This window comes from Zhongshania guokunii, from assembly GCF_040892635.1.
In the GTDB taxonomy this organism is placed as follows: Bacteria; Pseudomonadota; Gammaproteobacteria; order Pseudomonadales; family Spongiibacteraceae; genus Spongiibacter; species Spongiibacter guokunii.
The window spans coordinates 289,062-312,573 of the sequence record NZ_JBFRYA010000002.1 but is presented as its reverse complement, the minus strand read 5'-3'; the positions used below and the strand labels follow the sequence as shown (position 1 = coordinate 312,573).

Annotated in this window: 22 protein-coding genes; 3 read left to right on the top strand and 19 right to left on the bottom strand. The window is 46.1% G+C overall.

Translation table 11 applies throughout. From position 1 onward, the window contains the following. Position 1: 1 nt before the first annotated feature. The 19 genes from atpG to rpmH form a co-directional block, all read right to left on the bottom strand. Entirely contained in the window at positions 2-868 is an 867-nt protein-coding gene (gene atpG, locus AB4876_RS04115; RefSeq protein ID WP_368380376.1) for a F0F1 ATP synthase subunit gamma, read from the bottom strand. 51 nt (positions 869-919) lie between these two features. After that, on the bottom strand, positions 920-2,464 hold the full coding sequence (gene atpA, locus AB4876_RS04110) for a F0F1 ATP synthase subunit alpha (protein ID WP_368380375.1): 1,545 nt from the start codon (positions 2,462-2,464) through the stop codon (positions 920-922). A 31-nt stretch (positions 2,465-2,495) separates the two neighbouring features. Beyond that, positions 2,496-3,032: a F0F1 ATP synthase subunit delta gene (locus AB4876_RS04105; protein WP_368380374.1), complete on the bottom strand. Its 537-nt coding sequence runs from the start codon at positions 3,030-3,032 to the stop codon at positions 2,496-2,498. A gap of 12 nt (positions 3,033-3,044) precedes the next feature. After that, positions 3,045-3,515, bottom strand: a complete 471-nt coding sequence (locus tag AB4876_RS04100) for a F0F1 ATP synthase subunit B (protein ID WP_368380373.1) — start codon at positions 3,513-3,515, stop codon at positions 3,045-3,047. Positions 3,516-3,568: 53 nt separating this feature from the next. Then, complete coding sequence (gene atpE / locus AB4876_RS04095) at positions 3,569-3,808, bottom strand: F0F1 ATP synthase subunit C (protein WP_008253083.1); 240 nt, start codon at positions 3,806-3,808, stop codon at positions 3,569-3,571. Positions 3,809-3,851: 43 nt separating this feature from the next. Then, entirely contained in the window at positions 3,852-4,790 is a 939-nt protein-coding gene (gene atpB, locus AB4876_RS04090) for a F0F1 ATP synthase subunit A (RefSeq protein ID WP_368380372.1), read from the bottom strand. Positions 4,791-4,820: 30 nt separating this feature from the next. Next, positions 4,821-5,342, bottom strand: a complete 522-nt coding sequence (locus AB4876_RS04085; protein WP_368380371.1) for an ATP synthase subunit I — start codon at positions 5,340-5,342, stop codon at positions 4,821-4,823. Positions 5,343-5,490: 148 nt separating this feature from the next. Beyond that, positions 5,491-6,420, bottom strand: coding sequence for a ParB/RepB/Spo0J family partition protein (locus AB4876_RS04080; RefSeq protein ID WP_368380370.1), 930 nt, complete (start codon positions 6,418-6,420; stop codon positions 5,491-5,493). Beyond that, a complete protein-coding gene (locus AB4876_RS04075) occupies positions 6,413-7,234 on the bottom strand; it encodes a ParA family protein (RefSeq protein WP_368380369.1) in 822 nt (273 codons plus the stop codon). Before AB4876_RS04075 ends, AB4876_RS04080 begins: the two co-directional genes overlap by 8 nt. A 38-nt stretch (positions 7,235-7,272) precedes the next feature. Further along, positions 7,273-7,899 carry a 16S rRNA (guanine(527)-N(7))-methyltransferase RsmG gene (rsmG, locus tag AB4876_RS04070; protein WP_368380368.1) on the bottom strand — a complete coding sequence of 209 codons (627 nt, stop codon included), beginning with the start codon at positions 7,897-7,899 and terminating at the stop codon, positions 7,273-7,275. Then, positions 7,900-9,792, bottom strand: coding sequence for a tRNA uridine-5-carboxymethylaminomethyl(34) synthesis enzyme MnmG (gene mnmG / locus AB4876_RS04065; protein ID WP_368380367.1), 1,893 nt, complete (start codon positions 9,790-9,792; stop codon positions 7,900-7,902). Positions 9,793-10,119: 327 nt separating this feature from the next. Then, positions 10,120-12,054 (bottom strand): response regulator, encoded by a 1,935-nt coding sequence (locus tag AB4876_RS04060; protein WP_368380366.1) that lies wholly within the window; start codon positions 12,052-12,054, stop codon positions 10,120-10,122. Continuing rightward, on the bottom strand, positions 12,051-12,926 hold the full coding sequence (locus tag AB4876_RS04055) for a hypothetical protein (RefSeq protein ID WP_368380365.1): 876 nt from the start codon (positions 12,924-12,926) through the stop codon (positions 12,051-12,053). The genes AB4876_RS04060 and AB4876_RS04055 overlap by 4 nt, the downstream gene beginning before the upstream one ends. Before the next feature lie 28 nt (positions 12,927-12,954). After that, a complete protein-coding gene (locus AB4876_RS04050; protein ID WP_368380364.1) occupies positions 12,955-14,862 on the bottom strand; it encodes a TonB-dependent receptor plug domain-containing protein in 1,908 nt (635 codons plus the stop codon). A gap of 137 nt (positions 14,863-14,999) precedes the next feature. Continuing rightward, positions 15,000-16,367 carry a tRNA uridine-5-carboxymethylaminomethyl(34) synthesis GTPase MnmE gene (gene mnmE / locus AB4876_RS04045; RefSeq protein ID WP_368380363.1) on the bottom strand — a complete coding sequence of 456 codons (1,368 nt, stop codon included), beginning with the start codon at positions 16,365-16,367 and terminating at the stop codon, positions 15,000-15,002. 9 nt (positions 16,368-16,376) lie between these two features. Beyond that, complete coding sequence (yidC, locus tag AB4876_RS04040) at positions 16,377-18,047, bottom strand: membrane protein insertase YidC (RefSeq protein ID WP_368380362.1); 1,671 nt, start codon at positions 18,045-18,047, stop codon at positions 16,377-16,379. Next, a complete protein-coding gene (gene yidD / locus AB4876_RS04035; protein ID WP_368380360.1) occupies positions 18,040-18,303 on the bottom strand; it encodes a membrane protein insertion efficiency factor YidD in 264 nt (87 codons plus the stop codon). The genes yidC and yidD overlap by 8 nt, the downstream gene beginning before the upstream one ends. A 5-nt stretch (positions 18,304-18,308) precedes the next feature. Further along, a complete protein-coding gene (gene rnpA / locus AB4876_RS04030; RefSeq protein WP_368380359.1) occupies positions 18,309-18,686 on the bottom strand; it encodes a ribonuclease P protein component in 378 nt (125 codons plus the stop codon). Between the two features lie 30 nt (positions 18,687-18,716). Next, complete coding sequence (rpmH, locus tag AB4876_RS04025) at positions 18,717-18,854, bottom strand: 50S ribosomal protein L34 (protein WP_219043305.1); 138 nt, start codon at positions 18,852-18,854, stop codon at positions 18,717-18,719. 486 nt (positions 18,855-19,340) lie between these two features. On the opposite strand from rpmH, the gene dnaA reads away from it, so the two are divergent. The 3 genes from dnaA (at position 19,341) to recF (ending at position 23,404) form a co-directional block, all read left to right on the top strand. After that, positions 19,341-20,834: a chromosomal replication initiator protein DnaA gene (dnaA, locus tag AB4876_RS04020; protein ID WP_438273398.1), complete on the top strand. Its 1,494-nt coding sequence runs from the start codon at positions 19,341-19,343 to the stop codon at positions 20,832-20,834. A gap of 114 nt (positions 20,835-20,948) precedes the next feature. Beyond that, positions 20,949-22,058 carry a DNA polymerase III subunit beta gene (gene dnaN / locus AB4876_RS04015; protein ID WP_368380357.1) on the top strand — a complete coding sequence of 370 codons (1,110 nt, stop codon included), beginning with the start codon at positions 20,949-20,951 and terminating at the stop codon, positions 22,056-22,058. 164 nt (positions 22,059-22,222) lie between these two features. Then, the gene (gene recF / locus AB4876_RS04010) at positions 22,223-23,404 is read left to right on the top strand and encodes a DNA replication/repair protein RecF (protein ID WP_368380356.1); all 1,182 of its coding nucleotides are present in this window, start codon (positions 22,223-22,225) and stop codon (positions 23,402-23,404) included. Positions 23,405-23,512 lie beyond the last annotated feature (108 nt).

Here is a 23,512-nt window from a genome sequence, read left to right as displayed (position 1 = left end):
CTTACGACGATACCGCCGCTGCACCACTCACGATTTCTGACAGTTCCTGGGTAATCGCTGCCTGACGTGCTTTGTTATAAACCAGCTGCAGACCGTCGATAATATCGCCGGCATTGTCAGTCGCGTTCTTCATCGCGATCATTCTTGCAGCTTGCTCACAGGCACCGTTCTCAACCACTGTTTGGTAAACCTGTGACTCAACATAGCGAGTCAATAAGCCTTCCAGTAATTCTTCAGGGCTGGGCTCGTAAATATAATCCCAGTGATGCTTTAAACTGTCGTCTTGCTCTGCTTCCAAAGGCAGTAACTGGCTTACAAATGGGCTTTGAGTCATGGTGTTCACAAACTCATTACCAACCAGATACAGGCGGTCAATATTGCCTTCGCCGTAAGCGTCGAGCATAACTTTTACACTGCCAATCAAATCAGCAACGCTAGGCGCTTCGCCCATGTCTTTTGCTGCAGCAACTACATTGCCACCGTAGCTCTTGAAAAATGCCCCAGCCTTGCTGCCGATTAAGCACAAATCAATTTCTACGTTCTTGTCAGACCAGCCTTTCATCGCTTTGATAGCTTTTTTGAACACATTGGTGTTCAAGCCGCCACAAAGACCGCGATCTGTAGAAACAATGACGAAACCGACGCGTTTAACTTCCCGCTCAGTCATATACTGATGACGGTACTCTGGATTTGCATTGGCGATATGACCCACCACCGCGCGCATGCGCCGTGCGTAGGGTTTACCCACTTCCATGCGATCTTGAGCTCTACGCATTTTACTCGCCGCAACCATTTCCATGGCGCTAGTGATTTTTTGCGTGCTCTTGATGCTGGATATCTGGGTGCGTATCTCTTTTGCACCTGCCATGATTCAACAATCCTCAAGCAGAAAAGCTGCGCGGTGGCGCAGCTTAACGTCTTACCAAGTCTGAGTTGCCTTGAACTTTTCAACGAGTTCTTTGAACTTGCCTTCTAGTTCTGCGTTCCAGTTACCGCTGTCGTTGATTTCTTTCATTACGCCGGCGTAGTCGCTGTTGGCGAAAGACAGAATTGCTGATTCAAAATCGAGAATCTTGGCAACTTCAACGTTTTTCAGGTGACCTTCGTTAGCGCAGTACAAAGATAGACCCATTTCAGCAATGCTGAGGGGGCTGTACTGTTTCTGCTTCATCAGTTCGGTAACGCGCTCACCTTGTGAAAGCTGAGCTTTAGTCGCTTCATCAAGGTCAGATGCGAACTGCGAGAACGCCGCCAATTCACGGTACTGAGCCAGTGCGGTACGAATACCACCAGACAATTTCTTGATGATCTTGGTCTGCGCTGCACCACCAACCCGCGATACCGAAATACCGGCGTTCATCGCTGGGCGTATACCTGAGTTGAACATATCTGTTTCAACAAAGATCTGACCATCGGTGATAGAGATAACGTTGGTCGGTACGAAAGCCGATACGTCACCCGCTTGGGTTTCGATAACAGGCAGAGCCGTTAATGAACCTGTTTTACCTTTCACTTCACCGTTGGTGAATTTCTCAACGTAATCTTCTGAAACGCGGGCTGCGCGCTCAAGTAGACGAGAGTGGAGGTAGAATACATCGCCGGGGTAAGCTTCACGACCCGGTGGACGACGCAACAACAGGGAGATTTGACGGTAGGCCCAAGCCTGCTTAGTCAAATCGTCATAAATGATCAGTGCGTCTTCGCCGCGATCACGGTAGTACTCACCAATAGTACAGCCAGTGAAAGGAGCAATGAACTGCATAGATGCTGGATCAGATGCGGTAGCAGCAACAACCACGGTGTGGTCCATTGCGCCGTGCTCTTCTAATTTACGCACAACAGCGGCAATAGAAGATGCTTTCTGACCGATTGCGACGTACACACATTTAATACCAGAAGACTTCTGGTTAATGATGGCGTCTATTGCAATTGCGGTTTTACCGATCTGACGGTCACCGATAATCAGTTCGCGCTGACCGCGACCGATTGGCACCATGGCATCAACGGCTTTAAGGCCGATCTGCACTGGTTGGTCTACCGACTTACGCCAAATTACACCGGGAGCAACTTTTTCTATTGCGTCGGTTAATTTTGCGTTGATAGGGCCTTTACCGTCGATTGGGTTACCCAGTGCGTCTACAACGCGACCAAGCAATTCCGGACCAACCGGTACTTCTAATATACGACCAGTACATTTACAGGTCTGGCCTTCGGCGATACCAAGGTAGTCGCCCAAAACCACGGCGCCGACCGAATCGCGCTCAAGGTTAAGTGCCATACCAAAACGGCCACCTTCAAACTCGATCATTTCGCCGTACATCACATCGGTTAAACCGTGGATGCGTACGATACCGTCAGATACCGATACTACCGTGCCCTCATTTTGGGCTTGGGCAGACACATCTAAATTATCGATGCGCTGTTTGATAATATCGCTAATCTCGGATGGATTCAGTTGCTGCATGCTCTGTTCCTCAATCCTATTCTTTAAACGCTCAGGAATTTAATGCTTCAGCGAGTTTCGCTAAGCGACCGCGCACCGAGCCATCTATCACCAAGTCACCTGCTTTAATCACCACGCCGCCTACTAATTTGGCATCTACATGGGAGTGAACATTCACTTGGCGAGCCAATTTCTTAGTTAAAACTTCGGCAAGACGCTGTTCAGAAGCTGTGTCCAAGGCAAACGCTGTGGTGATTTCGACATCCACGGTTTTTTCTTGAATCGCCTTCTGCGCTTCAAACAATTCACTGATTGTTGGAAGCAGGCTCAGTCGCTTGTTCTCTGCGAGTATCTTGATGAAATTTTCGCCGCCAGCATTAAAGGTATCACCGCAGATATCAATAAAAGTCTGCGCCTGCTGAGCGGTTGTCATTGCCGGGGAGCCCAGAACTTTCTGAACACCCGCTTGCTGAGCAACTGCTGCTGCGGTATTCAGCATTGTTGACCATTCGGCCAATGCTGAAGCAGCCAAAGCGTGCTCGAAAGCTGCCTTGGCATAGGGTCTAGCTGTTGTGCTTAATTCCGCCATGATCAACTCCGCTTACAGGCTTGCTGCCAGCTTGTCGACCATGTCTTTATGAACAGACTCATCGATAGATGCTTCCAGCACTTTGCTCGCGCCAACCAAGGCCAGTTTAGCAACTTGTGAACGCAGCTGTTCTTTAGCGCGGTTCACATCTTGCTCAATCTGGGCTTCGGCGGCTGCTTTCAGGCGATCGCCTTCAACACGTGCCACGTCTTTAGCTTCTTCAACGATTTGGCTAGCGCGCTTATTAGCAGCATCAATAATAGTTGCTGCTTCGCCTTTCGCTTCGCGCAGTTGCTTGGCTGCTTTCTCTTGAGCTAACTCAAGATCGCGGCCAGCACGGTCTGCGGCATCCAAACCATCAGCGATTTGCTTTTCACGCTCGTCCATCGCTTTGCGAATAGCACTCCACACAAATGCGTGGCAGAACCATACAAAGAACAGAAAGCTGATCGATTGTCCAATCAGTGTGAGATTAATATTCACGCCGATACCTCTGCTGTATGAATTTGCTGTCTATGTTTTGTCGTAGCGAGCAATTAAGCAGGCAGACCAGGAACAACAACAAACAGAACGTACATCGCGATACCAACACCGATCATGGGGACTGCGTCAAGCAGACCAGCGATCAGGAACATTTTACCTTGCAGCATTGGTGCTAATTCTGGCTGGCGAGCTGAACCTTCGAGCAATTTTCCGCCGAGGATAGCGAAGCCAATGGCCGTACCCAGTGCGCCAAAACCAATCATCAAAGCAACAGCGATCAGTGCTAAACCCATGGTAGTTCTCCTACTTTCAACTTTAAGTTAATAAAAATGGTAATCAGTGAAACTGGTCTTCTTCTTCAATTTGATGTGCCGTTGCCATATAAACAATGGTTAACACCATGAAGACGAATGCTTGTAGGGTGATTACAAGGATGTGGAATACTGCCCACGCCCACTGCAACACACCGGCAAATATACCTAGTACTAAACCCGCACCAAACATAGTCGCAATAAGGATAAAGATCATCTCACCGGCGTACATGTTACCGAACAGTCGCAGGCCCAAAGAAATTGGCTTAGAGATCCAAGAAATTGCTTCTAGCGCAAAGTTAATTGGCACTAATAATATATTGACGTACCACTTGGGGCTGTGGAAAGGATGCAGAGTAAGCTCCTTTACAAATCCCATAAAGCCTTTTTTGACGATAGTGAAATACACCATCAGTCCAAATACCGTGAAACCCATACCCAAAGTCACGTTTGGATCGGTTGTTGGTACTACTTTAAAGAAGAAATGCGGGTTACCTGTTATCCAGCCCATGAAGGCGGGAATCCAGTCGACCGGTACTAAGTCCATGGTATTCATCAGAATAATCCACATGAAAATAGTCAGCGCCATTGGCGCGATCATGGCGTTTTTATGATGAAAACCGTCTTTAACAGTTTGATCAATAAAGCCAATAATCATTTCAAGGATATTTTGCGCGCCGCGCGGCACACCACTGTGTGCGCGTTTAGCAATACGAGCAAAAATAAGTAAAAACAAAAAGCCCAAACCAATTGACCAAAACATAGAATCAACATGGATAGCCATGAAGCCCATGTCGGATGCTTCAGCGCCGCTGTGCGCCAAAGTCCAGGTGTCTTGAGCTAAGACTTCATGCACATGGCCTTTGTCATCTAGACGTTCATAGCCGGCGGGAAGCTTACCATAGGTTAAATTGGTAAGATGGTGCTGGATATAACCAACGGTAGACTGTGATTCAGCTGCCATGTATCTCTCTCGTAAATGTTAAGCGTTGAGCTAATTTGACGCTTTTTTGTTTACCACGGTGAAGTGGGCAAGTATTACAGCGTTCAGCAGCATAACGATCAGATATGCCAGAAATAAGACAAACACCTGCAATGGCTTAACTAAAGCAAATGTTGTGGCAAATAGCGCCAGTGTCGCAATAAATTTCCCCGATTCGCCTCGGTAAAATGACTGAGCCACTTCACGTGCGTATGCCGCACCGGCGTATCGAAATACTTGGCGCGCAAAATACGCATTGGGTATTACGGAAATCATTCCCCCGATCATGATGGAATAGGCCACTACCATATCCAAGGGGATTGCTATAACACTGGCCAATAACACCACAGCAAATTGCAAACCATACATTTTTACCACCGGCGGTCTAGCTATTTGATGAGCAGTGCGCGGGATTTTCCGCTGTCTTTCTGCTTTCATATTGCTTCCGCTGTTGCCAAAAATGGCTAATTTAATGCCTGCACTGCTTGTCCAAAAAGCGGGGCGAATTATATGGGCTATATGGTTAATGTTCAACCGATTTCAGTAGTTATGGTACTAAAGTCATATATTCACGAAATCTATTTTAGCCACTAAAATCAAGAATTTATCTTTTAAACTGGCCGGTACATCATTAAAAACCACCACATAATGTAGGGCTTTATTAAAATAACCACAAAATACGCTACTTAATGTGATTTAAAATGCCGTCTAGTTCATCGAGGCTGCTGTATTTAATACTGACCGTGCCTCGCCCTTTGGCGCTGTGGGCAATAGCAACCGGTGAGCCGAGTCGCTCCGACAAGCTCTCTTGCAATTGCTTAATATCGGGGTCGAGGGACTTTTGTGGTTTACTAATGTTTTTTTCGTCAACTAAACGCCGCACCAGTGCTTCGGTTTGACGAACAGACAAGCCCTTGCTCACTACCATCGAAGCGGCAGCGGATTGTTCTTCTTGGGGTAAGCCCAATAGCGCCCGACCATGACCCATTTCAATATCGCCATTTTCGAGCAAGATCTGCACTTCTTCCCGCAAACCAGTGAGACGCAGTAAGTTAGTGATTGTTGTCCGCGATTTACCCACCAATTGCGCAATTTCGGCGTGGGTTAATTCAAACTCCTTTTGCAAGCGCACCATGGCTAGCGCTTCTTCCATGGGGTTTAAATCTTCGCGCTGGAGGTTTTCTATCAAAGCCATCGCCGCAGCGGCTTCGTCTGGCACATCGCGAATCAACGCAGGTACGGAGTCTAGGCCCGCTAATTGACACGCGCGCCAGCGCCGTTCACCGGCGATAATCTCGTAGCGGCCGCCGTCGATTGGCCGCACAACTATTGGCTGCATAATACCTTGTGAGCGAATAGAGTTAGCTAACTCCTCTAGCGCTTCTGGCTGCATATCGCGACGTGGCTGGTAGCGGCCGCGCTGCATAAACTCAACAGGTAAATTGCGCAGCGTACCATCCGCAGAAACTGAACCGCTCGGCGTTGACACAACGGCCTCGTCTTCTGCTGCAATGGCGCTCGCCACGTGATCTTGTGTGTCTATTGCGACTGGCGTTGACGCTTCGCCCAACAAGGCGTCCAAGCCACGACCTAAACCTCGTTTTTTAACCATGAATTTGCCCAAGCTGTTCGTCTTCTTTTACGTCACCGTGGGGATCTGTTTTCCCAGCGCGACGCAACATTTCGCCGGCTAAGGCCAAATATGCCAAGGAGCCTTTTGATTGTTTATCGTAAAACAATATTGGCAGGCCGTGGCTAGGCGCTTCCGCGAGACGGACATTGCGAGGGATAACAGTGCTGTATAATTTTTCACCAAAATGCCGACGTAACTCGTCAGTTACTTGGTTTGTTAAGCTATTGCGGCCATCAAACATGGTCCGCAAAATTCCTTCAATTTCTAATTTGGGGTTTATGAGCTGCTTGACTCGATTTATTGTATTAATCAAAGCACTTAAACCTTCCAGTGCATAGTATTCGCACTGCATGGGAATAATTACGCCTCCAGAACCTGCTAACGCATTGATTGTTAACATATTAAGGGATGGAGGGCAGTCGATTAGAATATAGTCGTAATCACCTAAAATCGGCGCTAAAGCTTCACGGAGGCGAAATTCGCGGCCTATTTCATTCAGCAATTCAACTTCTGCTGCGGTTAAGTCTTGATTGGCCGGTAAGACCATAAATCCACATTCAGGTGCAGCCACTACACAGTCTGCAACACTGCGGCCAGCGACCAGCACATCGTAAACCGAGTATTCCAAACTGGCTTTGTCTATTCCGCAACCCATGGTGGCATTACCTTGGGGGTCTAGATCAATAAGTAAGATTTTGCGTTTGGTTGCCGCCAGGGACGCGGCCAGATTCACGCTGGTCGTGGTTTTGCCCACGCCACCTTTCTGGTTGGTGATTGCATATACCTTGGCCACGAAATTTCCCTGTCAATTGCGCTATATGGTGTTGCTGATTAGTGACGGCTAAGAACCAGTAAATGTCTGGCTTCGTCCACGGCGGGCACAGACAAAACGTGCGAATGCTCGACGATAAAGTGTTTTGGGAGTTGACTCAACTCCCCTTCAGGAAAAACGCCTTTCATTGCGTAAAGTTTGCCCTCTGGACTGAGCAAGCCTTGGCAACCATTTACCATATCGAGCAGTGAGGCAAACGCCCGTGACAAGATTCCATCGAATAAAACATCGCTTTGAAATTGCTCAACCCGAGCGGTATGGACGCTTATATTCGTTAATTGAAGCTGCATTTTTGCTTCAATCAAAAACCGCGTTTTTTTACCGTTGCTGTCGAGCAGGTCAAATTGCTTCTCTGGAAAAATAATCGCCAGGGGTATACCCGGTAAACCCGCTCCTGTGCCCACGTCTAGACAGCGATTGGCGCTAATATACGGTGCAATACTCAGACTGTCCAAAATATGGCGCGAGATCATGGCCTCTGGGTCGCGAATGGCGGTTAAATTATAGGCCTTATTCCATTTGTGAAGCAGTGCGACATACTTAAGTAACAGATCTCGCTGGGCCTCGCTAACGTCGAGGCCCAAGGCAGTAATCCCTTCATCAAGGGTCTTTTTTAACACATCCACTCAGGCAGTTTTCCTATCCAGCAAGCCACGTTTTTTCAAATAAACCAGTAATAGCGACACTGCTGCTGGAGTTACCCCCGGTATACGCGAGGCTTGTGCCAAGGTTTGCGGCCGCGTATTACCCAGTTTTTGCTTCACTTCATTCGACAAGCCTTCGATTACGCTGTAATCGAAATCAACTGGCAAACGGGTATCTTCATGGCGACGTAGGCGATTAATTTCGTCTTGTTGACGGTCGATATAACCGGCGTATTTCACTCCAATTTCAATCTGCTCTGCGATCTGTTCGTCGACTATACCCATTTCGCCCTGAGCAAAAGGCGCTAAATCGGTGTACTTGAGTTCAGGACGCTTGAGCAAATCCAGCAAGTTGTACTCGTGGCTGAGCGGTTTTTCGATTTTTTCAGCCAAAATTGCCGCTTCGCTACTACCCGGCTGCACCCAACACTCGGCTAAGCGCTGGCGTTCAATTTCGATATTTTCACGTTTTGCTGAAAAAGCCGCCCAACGCGCATCATCCACTAGGCCTAATTCACGGCCTTTTTCGGTTAAACGCAAATCCGCATTATCTTCTCTCAGCAGCAAGCGATATTCCGCACGCGAAGTGAACATGCGGTAAGGCTCTTTGGTGCCCATGGTAATAAGATCATCAACCAGAACGCCAATGTAAGCCTCGTCTCGGCGAGGACACCAGGCTTCACGACCTTGCGCCAAAAGTGAGGCATTAGCGCCAGCGAGCAAGCCTTGAGCCGCGGCCTCTTCGTAACCGGTGGTGCCGTTAATTTGACCTGCAAAAAATAGGCCTTTTATGAATTTAGTTTCCAGCGAGTATTTTAAGTCGCGAGGTTCAAAATAGTCATACTCAATCGCGTAGCCTGCCCGTGTCATATGGGCATTTTCGAAGCCTTTGATCGAGCGAACCAAGTTTAGCTGCACGTCGAACGGCAGGCTGGTTGAAATACCATTGGGATATAACTCGTGGGTATTTAAGCCCTCTGGCTCGATAAAAACCTGATGCCCAGTTTTATCGGCAAAGCGATGCACTTTATCTTCTATAGACGGACAATATCGCGGACCAATACCTTCAATCACTCCGGTATACATTGGCGAGCGATCTAAGCCACCGCGAATAATTTCATGGGTTTTTTCGTTAGTATGGGTGATCCAGCAACAGACTTGCTCTGGGTGTTGATTGCGATTGCCCAAATACGACATCACTGGCCGCGGGGTATCGCCCCACTGCGCTTCCAGTCCTTCAAAATTGACTGTTTTTGCGTCAATTCGTGGTGGTGTTCCTGTTTTTAGGCGGTCTACCCGAAAAGGTAATTCTCGCAAACGCGAAGCCAATGCAATCGATGGTGGATCACCGGCTCGTCCACCACTGTGATTGTTCAAGCCGATATGAATTTTTCCACCGAGGAAGGTACCCGCGGTAAGTACGACGCTTTTAGCAAAAAAACGCAAGCCAATATTGGTAACGACCCCACGGACTTCCTCGTTTTCAACAATAAGATCGTCAACAGCTTGCTGAAAAATTGCGAGGTTTTCTTGGTTTTCAAGAATCGTGCGAATCGCGGCTTTGTATAAAACACGATCTGCCTGGGCACGTGTTGCTCGCACAGCAGGGCCTTTACGAGCGTTGAGCACTCGAAATTGGATACCGCCGAGATCTGTGGCTTTTGCCATTGCGCCACCCAAAGCGTCGATCTCTTTCACCAAATGACTTTTACCAATACCGCCAATAGCGGGGTTACAAGACATTTGACCTAGGGTTTCTATGTTATGGGTCAACAGTAGGGTTGCCGAACCCATACGAGCTGCCGCTAAGGCGGCCTCGGTTCCGGCATGGCCACCACCAATAACAATAACGTCGAAATGCTGCGGATAATCCACGAGACACCTAAAGAGAAGAAAATGAGAAGGAGCGAAATTATACGTGTATCCAGGCATCCTGCAATGAATTGGTGAAAATTTAATCAGTTAGTATTTATATAATCTTTTATGTACATATATCTTAAATATCTTATGTTACTTATTACTGATGTAGTTATTAAGAACGCCATTTTTGTTGATAACTTCGTTAACTTACTGAATTTAAAGAATTTTATATGATGATAAGTAGGTGTTTTATCCACAGGGAGGCTGTCAGGATCATGGGGGGGAGTTGGGGACGAAATGTGGATAACTTGGCACTTATTTTCTGCCTGTGCGTAATGCCACTTATTCCTTTGTATTATCCACATCTTCCATAAGGCTTGTCCCACGACTTTGCGCTAAGCAATGGGCGATTTTTTTCTTTAATATGGTTAGTGACACGGGTTTACTCAGGAAATCATTCATACCAACGGCAAAACATTGCTCTCTGTCTTCCTGAAAGTTATTGGCAGTTAAAGCGATAATCGGAGTTTCAGCGTATTCTTCCTGTTGGCGTATGATTTTCGTCGCCTCAAAGCCATCCATAATAGGCATTTGTAAGTCCATTAAAATGACGTCGAAATGCTGCTTTTTTAGCTCAACCAAGGCTTCTTCACCGTTGTCACAGCAAGTGGTATGCATTCCCCAGCGGCGCAGAATATTATCCATAAGTAATTGGTTTATACGGTTGTCTTCAACAATAAGCGCTGATTTAGCATTTAAGGAGTCGCCTAGCAGTGGCTTACTTTTACTTACTTGAGTGTTATTCAGTTGGTAAGGTGCAGACCAACGCACGTAGAAGTCTGAGCCACGATCTCTTTCGCTATTGAGCTCTATTTGAGCACCCATGAGCTCGCAAAGCCGGCGAACGATAGCGAGGCCAAGACCTGAGCCACCATAGCGACGGCGATGCGAGCCATCGGCCTGCCTAAAGCTGTTAAAGATGATTTTTTGATCTGCATCGCTGATACCAATGCCGGTATCGCTGATTTTAAGTTCGAGGTTTAGTTGCTCACTGGCTATTTCTAGGGCGCTTAAGCGTATGGTAATACTGCCTTGGTGGGTAAATTTAACCGAGTTCGCAGCGAGGTTTAGTAGAATCTGCCTTATTCGGGTGTCATCTCCGAGTATTTTTAATGTTTCAAGCTGCGGGTCGATATACGTGCTAAAGGTGAGGCCTTTTTTCTCCGCGTCATAACGTAGTGGCGCAAGTAGATTGTCGAACAATTGTGGGGCAGAGAAATAACGATCCTGGAGTTTTAATTCACCCTTCTCTATTTTTGAAAAGTCGAGAATGTTATTTACGATGTTAAGTAGGTGTTCGCTGGATTCTCTGGCTATATCAATATAGTGGTTTTGTTCGGCGTCGAGCTTGGTATTAGACAGGAGTTGCAACATGCCGAGTGCGCCATTCATTGGGGTACGCAATTCATGGGTCATGGTTGCTAAAAACATACTTTTTGCCGAGTTTGCCTGGTCTGCTTCTTCCTTCGCTATTTGCAACAGTTGAAGGTGCTCTTTTAGTTCATCTTGCTGTTGCTCTATGCTCTTGGCCATATCATTAATATGGGTTTGCAGCTCACCGAGTTCGCCGCGATTAAACGTCTCAATTCGACTTAAATAATTTCCCTCTGCAATATTTTTGGTTACCTGAGTAATTTCAGCTAATGGTCTGGATAGTCGGCGACTAATTAGCCAAGCCAGAGCAATACTGATAAACATCGATAACAGACCAATAAAGCTCGAAATTCTGATGATGCGTTGTTGAAGATGTAATAATTGGTCTTTGGATTGTTTGATGCTGACACTGCCAATAAGCTTGTCTTGGCTGTTCTTAGTACCCTCGCCGGTTATGGGATCTTCTAAGGTAATACTATGCTGCAGAATAGGCACGGTGATTACTTGGTAGATATCACTGTTGTTGCTGTGGTTTTTTAAGCTCAGTGATTTCCCCGTTTCTGAATTCAGAATAGTGATTGACAGAAGATCGCTTGCTAAAGCAGAACCCATTATGTCGAGTAGTTGAGTATCGTTGCCGCTAATAATAGCAAGTTCACTAACGGCGGCGATGTTTTCTGCAATTCGTTTTGCAATTTCCTGTTGGCTGCGCTCGGCGTCATTAAGCCTCGCGACCAGTGAGTAGCTAAATAATGCAGAGAATAAAATAATAGAGGGAGCGATACCAGCAATGAGAATTTGTTGGAAAATGGTATATTTTTTTATGTAATGACGAAGACTCATTGTAATTCGTAACCTGCAATTTCTTGAAGGAGTTCAGCTTCGGACTGAAGGTCAATACCTAGTGATTCTGCAACACTGTAATTTAGTTTTACGCTGTAATGGCTAGGATGGCGTGGTTTAGGAATAGTATTTGACTCAATATATGAATTAATCATGGCGATTATTTCGTCGGTATATTGCTCGGGACTTGTTGTGATAGAAGCTAAAGCACCAGCGTTAACAAAACCTTCGTTTGGTCCAATGATCATCGTTTGGTGGCGATAACTACTTAATAATATTGAGCGGATAGTTTGCGAGTTATATAGAGAAGACTCTGGTGTAGCTAGAACAATATCGCTACTTTGTATTATTCTATTAATGGTTCGTAATTTAGTTTTTCCTGTAGCCTGTTCTATTACAAAATTCATTAATGGAAAGTTTTTAGATTCTTTTTCTATTTCATAAATATAGTGAGGATCTTGATATGCAATGCCGACCCTAAGTGGCGTAAAGCTGTAGATAGCGGAAATGAGCGCGAGTTGTTTATGCATAGATTGATCAGAATACAAAGCTGTGGTGTTTTTGTAATTTTCAGATTGGTATACAATGGAATTTACGTAAAGCGCAAAATTTGCTTTGTATGGGCTGTTCTTTAATAAAGGTAGTAGTTTTTCAGAGACAGTAAGGAGTATTTCACCACGGTCTTTAGTTTGTGGTAAATTTTTTATGTAGGTGTTTACAGTAAAGTATTGGTTATCTGCTATTTTTTTTGAAAGTAATTCTAGTTTTGAGTTTTGTTCAGGCAATATAAGGTCTATCACCGGCTTTTTGATTTGACAAAAAGCCGGTGCACATAAAATTAATAAAAATAATCCATATAAATAATTTCTCAAGAGGCTAATCCTTGACCCTTGTCGATATTTAGTAACGCAATGTAACGCCAAGTAATTGACGAAGTTTGTTAGTGTAAATATTGTCTCGCAATAATTCACTGTCGTCGTCGTTACGGTATTGACCACTGTAACTTAACTCAAGTTCACTTTTGTTGAAGCTAATAGTCTTGCTTAGCCTAATGTCGGTTCGCGAAAATTTGTTTTCAGAGGTGCCTATTGCTCTAGCATAATACTTTGAAAGTGAAATCTGGATGCTGGGTGTGTATTTATAACTCACTAACACGCTGGCCGAATTTCTCGGTGTAAATGTGGTTTCGGTATTCGTGTTCGACTCATCTTTTATATAGGCGTAACTGCCGTGAAGAAGCCATTGATGACTCGGCCTATAATCTATTTCGGTTTCAATACCTTGTTGTTTTAGGTAACTATCATTAACGGGATCAAATCTATCTAGTGATATAGAGTTAGACATTAGCTGCTCTAGGTGGTCGCTAAAAATTTTTACATCCCACTGCAAGTGTAAGTTATAAAAATTTCCGTAGTAGCCAATTTCCCGAGATTGTATTAACTCTGGTTTTAGATTGGGGTTACCCTTTGCTGTTTGTAAGAGCACTGCCGTTGTGGGGCCGCCATTTGCCGGTCTAATATTGCGACCTGTGTAGGTCCAGTTTGCTGAAGTTTCTAATAAGTCTGGTGTTCTTATTGCTTCAGAATAGATAAATCGAAAATTATTATTCTTATTTACGTGGTAGTGAAAAGCGAGTCTAGGTGAGAAGTTTTTACCTATGTCTTCTTCATACTCATAGGACCCACCACTGTTCACTGTAAATTTATCGGATAATTTTTTTTCTATATTATAAAAAAATTGATAATTATTACTTTTAATTGTTCCGCCGTAATAGGTTTCTGAGCTAACTCTGGATTGCTTTAAGTGAACGCCGGCCACACTGGTTACGCTTTCATTCCATATATAAGTATCTTGAAAATCGATATCGTGCCGATTTACTTGTTGATCTTCGTTGGCGTCGACGAGTATTAATGGCGCTGGGTTATTGGCTAGGTCGGTGTAAAAAGGTGGAATTTGTGCTGTCCAGCGATGAATTTGTTGCTGGCCAGAAAAGTCATATTGAAATTTAACACTATGGAATACAGAGAGCTCCTTCTCGATTTTTGACGAAAAGTAGTAGTCATCGACATTGGTGTCTGGGGAGGTGACATCAATATCAGAGTAATCGTCGGTAACACGGCCTTCTTTATAGCCTAAGTTTAAACTGAGGCTGATGTTATTAAATTGCCGCTCGTAGCGTGTGTTAAATAGTTGTACTGTTTTGCTATCTAAGCGTTCTTGGCCATTTTTCTTTATATCGAAGCCGTCGTCGTGACGGCTGGCGATTGTGATCCGGTAGTGGCCCCCCAAGTATTCATCCGCGTGGCTAATGCGGTAGTTTTCGGCGTGCTCCGAGCCCCGTTGGGCACTGCCTTCTAAATAGGGAATATCGGCTGGGTGTCTGGTGATGATATTGATTACGCCGAGAAAGGCATTGGCGCCATAACTTGCCGTAGACGGTCCACGCACGACTTCTATGCGTTCGATATCCTCAATAGTGATTGGGATGTCATTCCAGTCTACTGTTGCAAGACCTGCCTGGTATACCGAGCGGCCATCGATTAATACCTGCATTCGCCGAGAGTCGCGATAATTACTGCCGTGATAGCTAACTACATAATTCCAACCGTCGCGGGCGCCAACAGAAGTGCCTGGAATAAGCCTAAACAGTTCGGGTATCTCTAATAATCCGGATGCTTTAATCATTTCGCGGTCAATGACGCTGACACTGGCGGGTACTTCGCTGCGACTCTGCTTAAGGCGTGCGGGCGTTAATACGATGGGTAGGTCGTCGTTTGACAGGAAGTTTGCCTGTAACGGCGTTGCCACGCTAAACCCTATTATGGCCAAAGGGATTATGTGCTTATTTTTGGCACGGGACATCGGCTATCCTTAATTTTTTCAATAGTATTAAGTGTAGCGTTAAAAGAGTAATTTTGACTATCGCTGGTTGTAAGCGCTTGTGCCTATTTACCGATGCAGAAGCTGGAGAAAATTCTGCCAAGCAGGTCGTCTGAGCTAAATTCGCCAGTAATTTCCGCCAGTGCTTGTTGGGCGATTCGTAGCTCTTCAGCCAATAACTCACCAGCATTGTAGTGGACTAGTTGTTTTTCGCCGGCGTGAATGTGTTCGCGGCCAATATTGAGGGCTTCAATATGACGGCGTCGGGCAATATAGGGGGTGTCGCCGTCGTTGTAGCCAACGCAGGATTTAAGATGTTCGCGGAGAAGATCAATGCCGGTGGTTTGTTTCGCAGATAAGTATATGCGCGTGATATCGCCATTATCTATCGTTACTGGGTGGCCTGACAGATCACATTTATTATAAATAATGCTGAGTTTCTGCTGGGCAATAAATGGCTGCAACTCGCTGGGAATAGCTTGCGTTTCATCCTCTGCGTCTTGGCTGTCTATTACCAGTAAGATGCGGTCTGCATTGGCTATTTCAGCCCATGCTCGTTTAATGCCCTCTTGTTCTACTACGTCGTCGCTGTCGCGTAAACCAGCGGTATCGATGATGTGCAGTGGCATCCCATCAATGAGAATATTTTCTCTAAGGACGTCGCGAGTAGTACCGGCGATATTGGTAACAATCGCTGATTCTCTGCCAGCAAGGGCATTCAATAGACTGGATTTTCCGGCGTTGGGGCGACCAGCGATTACTACGGTCATGCCTTCGCGGAGAATACTGCCCTGTTTAGCCGAGGAAAATACCCGCTCGAGGTGTTGTTTTATACGGTTTAATTCACTAGCTACGCGGCCGTCACTAATAAAATCGATTTCTTCTTCGGGAAAGTCGATAGCGGCTTCAACATAAATACGCAGCTGGGTAATGGCTTCTACTAGCTGGTTTATTTCCTTACTGAATTCACCTTCAAGGGAGCGCACTGCCTGACGTGCTGCCTGTTCGGAAGCGCTGTCAATTAGGTCGGCTATCGCTTCTGCTTGGGCGAGGTCGATTTTATTATTGAGGAATGCACGCTCAGAAAATTCACCGGGTCTGGCCATTCTGGCGCCAGCCTTAATAACTTCGCGGAGTAGACAGTCAAGAATGATAGGCCCGCCATGGCCTTGAAGCTCTAGAACATCTTCGCCGGTAAAGGAATTTGGGCCGGGAAAATACAGGGCAATGCCTTGGTCTAGGCTGCGAGGGCCATCTTCACTAGCTTCAAAGAAGCTGCCGTAATGGGCGTAGCGGGGTTTTAAATTAGTTTTACCAAGTAGTCGCTCGCCAATTTCTAAGGCTTTAGGGCCAGATACCCTAACAATACCTACACCGCCTTTGCCGGGCGGTGTAGCGATTGCTGCAATAGTGTCTTGATAGCTGTTTTCCATAGTGGGCTATCAGCGAGTGGGAAGCCCGCTCTTTTCTATATGCTTGGTAATAAAGTACTGCTGAATGATGGATAAGGTGTTGTTGACCACCCAGTACAGTACTAAACCCGCAGGGAAGAACAGGAAGAAAAAGGTGAAGACTACCGGCATCCACTGCATGATTTTGGCTTGCATTGGGTCTGGTGGCGGCGGATTAAGACGCTGCTGTATAAACATCGACACACCCATCACCAAGGGCAGGATGAAATACGGATCCATTGCCGACAAATCTTGAATCCATAAAACAAAGGGTGCGTGGCGGAGCTCTATACTTTCCATTAATACCCAGTACAGGGCCATAAATACTGGCATTTGCACAACCATTGGCAAGCAGCCGCCAAGTGGGTTTATTTTCTCGGTTTTATAAAGCTCCATCATGGCCTGGGACTGCTTTTGGCGGTCGTCAGCATAGCGTTCTTTTAGTTCGACCAGCTTGGGCTGCACTTTGCGCATATTCGCCATGGATGTGAAGGCTTTAGCGTTTAGTTGGAAGAATGCCGCTTTTACCAACATCGTTAGTCCGATAATTGCGAAACCCCAATTACCAAGTACGCCGTGGATTTTGGTAAGCAACCAGAATAGTGGCTGCGCAATCCACCACAGAAAGCCATAGTCTACGGTCAGCTCTAAACCAGGTGAGATTTCTTCTAAGCGGTACTGGTCTTTTGGCCCAGTGTAGAAAGAAGAGGCAACGCTGCCTTGGCTGTGAGGAGCAACGGTAACTGCCGCACTAGTAACGCGGGCGATGTTAATTCCCTGTTTGGTGACGATGGTGCTGAGTTCGTTAACACTTTCTGGGTTAGGTATCCATGCACTTAGGAAATAGTGCTGGATGATGCCGATCCAGCCGCCATTGACGGCGGTTTTTAGAGGCTTGTCTTTCATTTTACCGAAAGCCAATTTGCTGTATTTGTCTTCGTTGTCGGCATAAGCCACACCCATAAAGGGCTTCATGGCAAACATACCGCCTTCGCCATCCACGCTGGGGTCGGTGCTATTCCCGCGCTTTAATTGACCAAAGAAGCTTGCTTGAAACGCTGAATCGCTTTGGTTGTCGATTAAGTATTCAATTTTGATCAAGTATTCGCCACGCTTGAAGTGGAAGCGCTTGACGATGTTAATTTGATCGCTGTATTGATAGTGAAGATCAACATTAATAGTGTCGCTTCCTTCAGCTAGTTCATAGCTGTCGGTGTTGGCGATAAATTTGGGGCGCCCACCGGCGGTGTCGGTAGCATTCTGGCCAATCAAACCACTTTGTGCGATATAGTCGCGCTTTTCATTGCTTTCGAGAATAACGAAGGGGTCGTCAGACTCGAGGTCAGCGGTGTATGCCGGTAGACCAGCGTAGACAATATCACCGCCATGCAGGTCTATTTTAATATTAAGAACGTCGGTGCTCACTGTTAGGAAACCACCGCTGTTATTTCCCGCGACTGCTAAGCTAGTACTGGCTGCATCTTGGTTAAGTATTGGTAAATCGCTATCGCCACTGCTTGTAACCGGTGACACAGATTTGTCGGCTGCAGCTGAGCTGGCAATTATGGTTTCAGGCCCTTCAAAATTCTTCCACTCGATCAATAACATAAAAGAGAGGGCAGCGATGGCGGCGATAAGGAGATAGCGCTGAATATCAATCATTGCTTGAATGCCTTGAAAGTTTGAGTTCGGTTGAGTGACAGTGGCAGGATGGTACAGGATCGTAGCCGCCGCTGCTAAGGGGGTGGCAACGGAGTAGGCGTTTAAGCCCTAAATAGCCACCACGACGTGCGCCGTGGAGTTTTATAGCTTCTATAGCATAACTGGAACAACTGGGATAAAAACGGCAATGCGGAGCCATCAGAGGACTGATAAACAGGCGGTAGAACGAAATGCAGGCGATAAGCAACCGCTGCATAGTATTTAACCCTCTCGCTGACGGAAGCGTTTTTCAGCTCGTTTTTCTAATTGCTGCCAAAGCTGGCTACAGATTTCTTGCATTTGCGCGTTGTCTAGTTGGTCGAGACCACGCCGAGCAAGCACGATAACATCAATACCCTTTAGATTATGTTGATAGTGTCTAAAGGTTTCTCGAATGTTGCGCTTAACTCTGTTGCGCTGAACGGACAGGCGCACATTTTTCTTGGCAATAACCAAACCCAGTCGAGGTCGATCGAGATCGTTTTTTCTCGCTAAAAACAATATTTCAGCGGAGGAAACTTTCAGGCGTGACTCATCGAACACCGCTTGGTATTCGCTGGCGTTTAGCAGGCGCAGTGTTTTTTCAAACTGAAAATTCACTGCGTTGCCAGTGATATTACAAATCTAAAATTAAGCTGACAGTACTACGCGGCCTTTGGCACGGCGACGATTAATCAGTTTGCGGCCATTTTTAGTAGCCATGCGTGCGCGGAAACCGTGGTTGCGGGCTTTTTTCAGGTTGCTTGGTTGAAATGTTCTTTTGCTCATGATCTCTGACCTTGACTAAATTAGCCGACTTACGCAGTCGGCGCTGTTTGGTTTTGAAGCCCAATACAGCGAAAAATCGGATCGCGAATTTTAGTGGATACCTCGCCCAATAGCAATCACTTGTTATAGCAAGATAGAGGTTTACCGTAGTCTGGATGTTTGAGTGGTTTTGCACAGTGTACCCCCTGCTTATCCACAGTTATAGTGCTGATTTATCCACAGTGGAGTGGTTTTGTTGATTTTCTTGATTGGTTTTATTTTTATATTTTATCATGTTGAAATTTAAGGAGTTTTATTTAATTTTTGAATTTGAAAGGGATTAAATATGTGGATAACTCTGTTATTGAACGGTAGAATGGCAACTCATATAAGGCTGTTTATAAGCGATCGCTATTGATCCACTTCTGGGCCGTATTTGCCTGCCTGTATGGCTGATAAATCTATAGGTTCTAAACTTTTTTATTTAAGCTAATTTGGAGAATGGTGTTGTCAGAAGCGACGTGGCAGAAATGTATTGCGCATTTGCAAGACGAGTTGCCAGCTCAGCAATTTAACACCTGGATCAGACCGTTGCAGGTGGAACTTGGTGAGGATCTGATTTTTTTGTTTGCACCTAATCGTTTTGTTCGCGATTGGGTAAATGATCGTTTCTTTGCGCGCATCTTAGAGTTGGTGTCTGAATTGTCACCAGCAGGTCGAAAGTTAGATGTTGAGCTTGGCATAGTAGATCGCCAGCCAATTCCTGTTCGTGGCGGCGCTAATGCTAATGGTCGTCAGCCTGTCTCCCCGCCAAATCCGCCGGTTATTAATCGCGCGCCAATGCCGCCGCCGAGTCGGCCGCGCAGTGAGCGTCAAAATGGCGAAGCAAACGCAGATTTTAATTCTCAGCCAGCTATTATAACGTCGCCGCAAAATATTAGTGGTCAGCGTCAAGTAGAGGTTGAGGGTGGTATTCGCCACCAAAGCTCTTTAATGCAGGGCTATACCTTTGATACCTTTGTTGAGGGTAAATCCAACCAATTAGCGCGTGCGGCTGCTAGTCAGGTTGCCAGCAACCCTGGGCGCGGTTATAACCCACTGTTCCTATACGGTGGCGTGGGTTTAGGTAAAACCCATTTGATGCACGCTGTGGGTAACTCGCTGATGCAGCAAAACCCAAACGCCAAGGTGGTTTATCTGCATTCTGAGCGTTTTGTAGCAGATATGGTTAAGGCGCTGCAGTTGAATGCGATAAATGAGTTTAAGCGCTATTACCGTTCAGTAGATGCGCTGTTGATAGATGATATCCAGTTTTTTTCCGGTAAAGATCGCTCGCAAGAAGAATTCTTCCACACCTTTAATGCGTTGCTAGAAGGTGGTCAGCAAATGATCCTAACCTGCGATCGTTATCCAAAAGAAATTAAAGGCTTGGAAGAGCGCTTAAAATCCCGTTTTGGCTGGGGGCTTACGGTTGCGGTTGAGCCTCCGGAGCTTGAAACGCGAGTAGCCATTTTGATGAAAAAGGCTGAGCAGGATAAAACTGATCTGCCCTCCGATGCGGCGTTTTTTATAGCCCAGCGCGTTCGCTCCAATGTGCGTGAGCTTGAAGGTGTTTTAAAGCGCGTAATAGCCAGTTCCCGCTTTATGGCCAAGCCAATCGATATACCGTTGATTAAAGAATCCCTTAAGGATTTACTGGCTCTACAAGACAAGCAGGTAAGTTTGGATAATATCCAGCGCACCGTGGCTGAATATTACAAAATTAAGATGGCGGATCTAATGTCCAAACGCCGTAGTCGTTCTGTGGCGAGACCCAGGCAGGTGGCGATGGCCTTGTCTAAGGAGTTAACTAACCACAGCCTGCCCGAAATTGGTGATGGTTTTGGGGGGCGCGACCACACTACCGTGTTGCATGCTTGTCGTAAGATTAAAGAATTGCGCGAAACAGATGGCGATATGCGAGAAGACTATCAAAATTTGATCAGGCTGCTCACAAGCTGATGTCTAAAAGTGGCTTAATATAATAAAGTAATACCATAGTCGGGTGTTTTTGGTGGTCACGTGTTTACTGGCTGCCAGCCTTGAGATTTTTGATAAGGAACAGGAACCGAAAGCATGAAATTTTCGATTTCGCGGGAAGCGTTAATCAAGCCGTTAAATCTCGTAGCCGGTGTTGTAGAGCGCCGTCAAACATTGCCGATATTGGCGAATGTTCAGTTAGTGCTAAATGGCCAGGAATTAGCACTCACGGGGACGGATTTAGAGGTTGAGCTTATCGGTCGCGTTCAGCTGCCGGAAGGTGCGGTGCAGCAAAGCGGAGAAATTACCATTCCGGCTAAGAAGCTGGTCGATATTTGTAAGGCGCTTCCAGACGGTTCCGATATTAGTATTCAGCTTGACGAGCAAAAACTTGTTATGAAGGCCGGCCGCAGTCGCTTTCAGTTGTCGACCTTACCTGCCAATGATTTTCCAAGTGTAGAACAAGCAAAAGGCGGACAGGTTTTTTCACTAAAACAAGGTGAATTAAAGCGGCTTATCGAGCGCACTAGCTTCGCTATGGCGCAGCAGGATGTGCGCTATTACTTAAATGGAATGCTGCTCGAGCTAGGTAACGGTCATCTGCGGATGGTTGCTACTGATGGTCATCGCTTGGCGATGGCTACCTATATTGGCGACATCAACGTAGATCAACTTGTGCAGGTGATTGTCCCTCGCAAAGGTGTTGTTGAACTGGCGCGGCTACTTATAAATGAAGAGGAGCAGGCCGAAGTTATAGTGGGTAGCAACCATATAAGAGTGGTAACCACAGATTTTACCTTTACCTCTAAGCTAATAGATGGAAAATTTCCAGACTACGAGCGGGTTTTGCCACGCAGTAGTACTAAGGTGGTGTTAGGTGCCCGCGCTGATCTACGGCAGGCTTTTGCCAGAACAGCGATCCTGTCCAATGAAAAGTATCGCGGAATACGGATGTTGCTTACCAATGGCGAGCTGCGCATAGTGGCGAACAACCCAGAGCAGGAAGAGGCAGAAGAAACGGTTGCAGTTGATTATCAGGGTGAGAATTTAGAGATCGGCTTCAATGTGAGCTATTTACTGGACGTTTTATCTGCGATCCATGGGGATACCGCTAAGTTTTCGCTTTCTGACGCTAATAGCTCAGTTTTAGTCGAAGAGGCAGATGGCGGCAATTGTCAGTATGTTGTTATGCCAATGCGGCTTTAATGGGGTCTTGTGCCTCATCCGTTTTCGTATCGCGCTAGTTACTACTCTTTTGAAAGTAATTAATCTCTGTTTGGTGGGGGCTGGAAGCGGCCTCTGTTTACAGCTCAATCCCGCCACCCCCCTGCTCTTTTATCAGGCCTCCTGTTTTAATTGGTATTGATTTAGTGCGCATTCGCAAGCTCAGTATTCATAATTTTAGAAATCTTAAAGCCTCGAGTTTGCTGGGGCTAGAGGATTTTAATTTTATACACGGCCTTAACGGGAGTGGTAAAACCAGTGTTCTTGAATCGATTCACACTTTGGCTTTAACGCGTTCGTTTCGGTCTCGAAAGATGCAGACTGTTATTTCCTTTGAAGAAGACTCTCTTACGGTTAGGGGGGAGTTTTTTGTTGGTGAGTTTGGTTGTAAGAATAAAGGCGCCGATGTTTCACGTGAAACATTGTCCTCTATCGGTGTTCGTCGGTCCCGCCAAGACATGGTGCTGGTGAAACTTAATGGCGAAAAGCTGGCTTCTGTTGGTGAACTGGCGGGCGTTCTTCCAGTACAGGTGATAAATCCAGCAAGCTTTGAACTACTTGAAGGTAGCCCAGGTGTTCGTCGCCAATATTTAGACTGGGGAGTGTTCCACGTGAAACACTCGGGTTTTTATGAGTTGTGGCCTCGTTACCGGAAGGCGCTACAACAGCGTAATTCTCTGCTTAGACGTGGTAATATAGGGGCTTCGGTATTGGCGCCATGGGACGCGGAATTGGCGTCCACAGCTACCCTTATAAGTGCTGCGCGCCAGCGACATTTTGAACAGTTAGCCGTGGCTTTTGATGAGGTTTATCGGAAGCTTTTGGAGAATTCCACACGGTTTGCTGAGGATCGTTCTGATTCGGCTCTTGGAAATATTCCGAGTCTGTCGTTAGAGCTTTATGCGGGATGGAAAGATGCTGAGGTAGTGCCCTTTGCAGAGGCGCTAAAGGCAGACTTAAGCCAGGATATTAAGTCTGGGTTTACACGTAATGGCCCGCATCGAGCAGATATTGTGTTGAAGTGCGGGCGTTTGCGGGCTGGAGAGGTCTTGTCTCGCGGCCAAATTAAAACAATTGTTTGCGCTTTAAAGTTAGCGCAATCCAAGGTTTTACTTAGCCAAGGAGTACCTACAGTATTCCTGATAGATGATTTAGCAGCAGAACTTGATGAGGGGCGCTGCAGAGCGGTGTTTTTAGAGCTTATAGATTTGGGTGTGCAGGTTTTTGCCACTGCTGTTAAAGAATCGGATCTTCACAATGAATGGTGTGGTGAGCGATCTTTGAAAAGGTTTCACGTGGAACATGGCAGTATAAGCCCTGTTTTGTAGTTGAAGCTCAAGTACTCGGAGCTTGAATACTTGGGTTAAATAGGAATTGCCATACACCAACGTGCTATGGGTAATGTATAGGATTTGGCAGCCTTTGCTGCAGAACAA

Excerpts from the sequence above, each read along its gene's own strand:
- AB4876_RS04080 (WP_368380370.1), bottom strand. The coding sequence starts at position 6,420 with ATGGTTAAAAAACGAGGTTTAGGTCGTGGCTTGGACGCCTTGTTGGGC.
- atpE (WP_008253083.1), bottom strand. The coding sequence starts at position 3,808 with ATGGGTTTAGCACTGATCGCTGTTGCTTTGATGATTGGTTTTGGCGCA.
- rpmH (WP_219043305.1), bottom strand. The coding sequence starts at position 18,854 with ATGAGCAAAAGAACATTTCAACCAAGCAACCTGAAAAAAGCCCGCAAC.
- atpA (WP_368380375.1), bottom strand. The coding sequence starts at position 2,464 with ATGCAGCAACTGAATCCATCCGAGATTAGCGATATTATCAAACAGCGC.
- AB4876_RS04105 (WP_368380374.1), bottom strand. The coding sequence starts at position 3,032 with ATGGCGGAATTAAGCACAACAGCTAGACCCTATGCCAAGGCAGCTTTC.
- yidC (WP_368380362.1), bottom strand. The coding sequence starts at position 18,047 with ATGATTGATATTCAGCGCTATCTCCTTATCGCCGCCATCGCTGCCCTC.
- dnaN (WP_368380357.1), top strand. The coding sequence starts at position 20,949 with ATGAAATTTTCGATTTCGCGGGAAGCGTTAATCAAGCCGTTAAATCTC.
- atpB (WP_368380372.1), bottom strand. The coding sequence starts at position 4,790 with ATGGCAGCTGAATCACAGTCTACCGTTGGTTATATCCAGCACCATCTT.
- AB4876_RS04060 (WP_368380366.1), bottom strand. The coding sequence starts at position 12,054 with ATGAGTCTTCGTCATTACATAAAAAAATATACCATTTTCCAACAAATT.
- atpG (WP_368380376.1), bottom strand. The coding sequence starts at position 868 with ATGGCAGGTGCAAAAGAGATACGCACCCAGATATCCAGCATCAAGAGC.
- mnmE (WP_368380363.1), bottom strand. The coding sequence starts at position 16,367 with ATGGAAAACAGCTATCAAGACACTATTGCAGCAATCGCTACACCGCCC.
- yidD (WP_368380360.1), bottom strand. The coding sequence starts at position 18,303 with ATGCAGCGGTTGCTTATCGCCTGCATTTCGTTCTACCGCCTGTTTATC.